Source organism: Flavobacterium sp. U410, from assembly GCF_053570605.1.
Genome location: NZ_JBSEFI010000043.1, coordinates 1 through 4,706, shown reverse-complemented (window position 1 = coordinate 4,706; position 4,706 = coordinate 1). Strand labels below are relative to the sequence as shown.

Here is a 4,706-nt window from a genome sequence, read left to right as displayed (position 1 = left end):
TAATTTTCGTATATTAACATCTCTTTTCATGGAAATATTTCCTGTATTTGCAATGTTGTCAATTTGGATTAGACTTCCTGAGTTTTGAATACGGAATACCCCGGTTGTATTAACATCTACGAGATTTTGAATAGTCAACGTATTTCCGCTAGTGATTTCTAAAACTCCATTGTCTTTTATGTTTAATGTTTTACCATACGCGTTAAATCCTGCTCCTAGTACATTTGAAGGGTTTGTAGATGTTATGTCAGGGATAATAACGCATGTATTAATATCTGGAACAGCAGCAGAAGACCAATTGTTAGGATCGTTCCAGTCGTTGCTGCTTGTTCCTCTCCAAACACTAGTTTTATTTGTGATAGTTATGTCCTGGCTTACATCACATCCATTCGATAAAGTTGCAGTAGCTGTAAATGTATAACTGCCCATTTCTAATTGGGTGAGTGTAGGTTTAACATAAACAGTTGTAGCAGAAGCACCGCTAGTATAAGGAATTGTTGTTGCGGCGTCTAAGTAAGCATCCGGTAAAGAGCTTCCGGACCATACGAAAGCGGTGTTTAATGCTTTAGTTCCAAACAATTGAATATCATCGACTGCAGCGCCATTTGCCCAAGTATCACTATAATATCTTACTCTTATTTTTAGATTGGGCTGATTTATGTATGCTGAAAGATCATAAGTAATGTCGGAAAATTTAGTTCCATATCCAACGTCTCCGGTAATGTTTCCACTGATTGAGGTCCATGAGGTTCCTCCGTTAGTCGATACATCTATTGTCATTAACTCGGAAGTAGCGTTTGCGCCATCTGGATAGTATCTGTCAAAATATAATCGTAACGTTAAAGTCAAATTCAAAAAGCTGGTTGAGTTTACTGTAGAAGAAACTAAACCATTATTAATGGTGTAGTAATTATAGTTAGGGCCAGTATAATAACCGCCGATGTCAGAAGTTACAAAAGCGAAACTATTAGCGCCAAAACCAGAAGATATTGCAGGATACCAAGTTAATCCTGTTGGGATATATGGTCCGGTATGGGTTTGCCAAGCAGTTTGAGAATTTACGGCAGCATTACTTACATAATGAACGTTTGTGAATGTACCAAGTCCGCTTTCAAAATTTTCATCTATTAGATAGATTAATTCAGTATCTCCGGCAGCTGTTAAAGCTACTATAGAATTTTCTCCGCAAATTTCAGTGGCAGATGTTGCAAATGTTAGTGTGGGTACGGTTTTTACAAAAGCTGTTATTTTTGTTCTGACTAAGGTTTCGCAGCTTCCATTATAAGCGGTTACCCAAAAATCGGTAGTAGTACTTATAGAAGGGGTATCCCATGAGCCGGAAGTTGTTGTTCCGAGTAAACTTCCTCCGGTTTCTGAGGAGTACCATCTAAATTCGGTTGTACCTGCTGTTCCGGTAGCTTGTAAAGTTACTACTCCTGAACCGCAAACAGAGCCACTAGTGATAGAGCTTATTTTAGCATTACAGTTGTCAATTACTCTCAGTAAGTAGTCTTCTGTTTCTCCGTAGTAGTTTAAATCTGTGCTACATGCGTCCCATGAATAACCCGCATCAGTGCCAAACATAGATGAATTTCTACCGCTGATACGTAGGCGAACTCTGTAATCTGCCGCTGGAATACCAGTAGGAACAATAAAACCAAAAGTGGTAGATGCTTGTGAAACGCCACCGGCATCATATACAGTTTCACCGGCATCTAGAAAATCTCCATCTTGATTCCAGTCTACCCATGCTTTTATGTATCCGGAATTAGGAGATTCCATATATATATTAACGCCTTCGCCTTTGGCTTGAATTGATTTAAGGGCTAATCCGGTGTAATTTTCGTAACCAAATGGTACTACGGTTGGGAATGAACTAGTGTTGGTAATATCTTGTAAAGTTCCGATAAATTCAACTTTTTGAATGTGGCAAGTTGTGGATGTTTGATATGTACTGCTAATTGTTGGTATACAATAATCCGGCGTTAAAGTTGTGGTACTGCCGGTAAGTGGATTTGTTCCTAAATATGCTGGACCGCCTGTACATACTGAATTGAATGAATATATGTAAACATAATAAGTAGTTAAAGGAGTTAATCCTGTTGCAGTAAATGTAGTGTTAGTATCGTTGTCAACAACCATATAACCTGTTTGATAAGTACTTCCTATAGTGTATGTTGTTCCGTTAACGGGAGCTGAAGGAGCGGAAGAATTTACACTTATTAAAACTAAATAATTATCAGCAGCAGGAGAAGCTGCTGTAAAGCTACCAGCGATAGTTGCTCCTGTAGGGGTTAAGCTTAAAGCTGTAGGTTGACTGGTGGGAGTAACACAAGGTAGCGGAGCTACAACATTAACAATATAGTCTTCTGCTTGACCATAGCCTGTTCCTGTTTGACAAGAACCAGTTGGGTATCCATTGTATCTCTTCATTACTCTCATTTTGGTAACCCCTATAGATGCAGTTGCCGGAACAGCTATGTTGGAAGTGAGAGTTATGGCATCTACTCCTGTTGAATTAGTAATTGTTCCTAAGTCATATATTTCATTTGCGTTATTACCGAAAGTGCCATTTTGATCCCAATCAATGTAAACCCTAATATAATCTGTAAAATTACCGTCTGTATTCCCTTTAACGCTAATAATATTAGTTGGAGAGCCTTGCATAACTGTGGCTGCATAACAGAAAGATTCAAGTGCCGAACTTCCGTTAACAGTATTTGAAGTAGTGTTGTTAATTCCTGCAAATGTCACATTTGTAATAGGTTCAATTGCAGTTGTAAAGGTTGGAGAACAATAGGTTTGCAGTGTTGATGTGTAGGTGATGGTTATTTGACCTCTTGCACCTGCTCCTCCGGTTCTAGCTCCTCCGGACCTGTCTCCGGAAGCGCCTCCGCCTCCGCCTATTGTTGATCCGCTTGTGCCGTTGACGCCATCTCCACCTCCGGTTCCTCCGGTTCCACCTCCTGGACCAGCTCCGGATCCTCCGGATCCTCCGATAGGGTTTATGCCTGCAGTACCATTTCCTCCGCTTAAGTTTGTGGTTCCTCCAGAGGCTGTTCCTCCGACTCCTCCGGATGAAACGCTACCTCCGGTTCCTCCTCCGGCTGTTAAGGTTAAGAAAGTTGTGTCACCTCCGTTTCCTCCAATGCTACTTCCTCCGTTACCTCCGGCGCCAACAGTAAAATTTATGACCTGACCTCCGGTAACTGCTAAAGTGCCTGTAGTGTATGCTCCGCCTCCGCCTCCGTGGCCTACAATGTTGTTGTTGTTATTGTCGCCATAACCGCCTCCGCCTCCGCCCCATACTTGGACTGTTATGGAAGTTACGTCGCACGGTACGTTAAATGTACCGGCTCCTGTGGTGGTGATGTTAATTGTTGTTTGGCTAAAGCCTGTAGCGATGCCTAGAAGACTAAAAAGTAAAAATAATAAGTGTATTGAATCTTTAAGAGACTTATTGTTTTTTGTTTTGTTTTGGGGCGTGCTTTTTTGAAATGAGTAGTTTTCATTCATAGCTTTTTTCGGATTGGTTAATAGATAATCTTAATGTTAAAATCAATGTAAAATTAATTAAAAAACAAATCAGTTTTTATTTTTTTGATAAAAATTAAGTTAAATATTTAAAATATAAGTAAATTCTTGTGCTGTTTTGGAATATTTCTTTTGTATTATTAAGTTTTTGATTACAGATTATAAGTTTTAGAAAAAAAATACACTTAATTATTTGGTTGTCAGTATCTTGTTTTGTTGTTTAATCCTGAGAGATATTAAATTAAAAGAGGAGAGGTTGTCTATCTAAAGAATTAATTCAAGTTATTTTGAATTGATAAGAGTAAAACTTTATTAGGCAGTTAAATGGTGTTTTTAAAGGTTGTTTTAAAAAAGTTGTCAATTTGATAAAAAAATGGGGGATTGGATATATATTTCTAATTTGCAAAATAGAAAAACTAATTAGGAGATAAATTATGGACTTTTTGGGTTAAATAAATGCAGAAAGGCTATATCAGAATGTTGCTTTAAATCGGTTAGATTTTCAGCCTTCTGATATAGCCTCTTTTTTATAATCTTTCTTTACTTCTTTAGAAAATCACTTTCTTAGTAACGGTTGAATTATCATCCAGAATAACTTTAATTACAATTGTAGAATTCGTTTTAGTGAGAGAATCAACAGTTATTGATTTTTCAGTGTAGTTTTTATTGAAAAGTATTTTGCCTAAAACATCGTATATTACAATCTCTTTGATATTGTTAATAGAAGAATCAAATTGTAACAGATTTCCTGATGGGTAAATTTTTACTGCATTTTCAGAAGAAGAAAAAGTCTGATTGTTTAAAACATCATTAGAAGTATATCTTAAGTTAAATCTATTGTCAATTGTTCCTGTGGTATTCACGGTAAAACTATAAGGAGTACTTCTTAGGTCGTGTATTATCCCTAAGTTTAGATCTTCTAAATAGATACTTTGGTTTGCATCAGAGAATATTCCGTCTACAGTATTAATGGCAAAAGTGTAGATGCCTGCCTGCTCTGTTTTTAGACCAATAGGCACAATATCGCTTTGATCGAAAGTTCTTCCCTGTATAGATAGTCTTTCATTGTTACATAAAGAATATACTTCAAAATTTGTTTTAACGCCTAAAGCCATGGCATCATATAATCTGTCGATAGAATTTGTGGCTTCTAAGTCGTATCCGATTAGAGT

At 37.4% G+C, this 4,706-nt stretch carries 1 protein-coding gene and 1 pseudogene; both read right to left on the bottom strand.

The annotated features are described in order from the left end of the window. Positions 1–3,516, bottom strand: a 3,516-nt coding sequence (locus ACUSJC_RS16645; protein ID WP_449270680.1) for a GEVED domain-containing protein, incomplete at its 3' end; no start/stop codon positions are given. Between the two features lie 566 nt (positions 3,517–4,082). Further along, positions 4,083–4,706 (bottom strand): annotated as a pseudogene (locus tag ACUSJC_RS16640) (hypothetical protein); the annotation flags it as partial.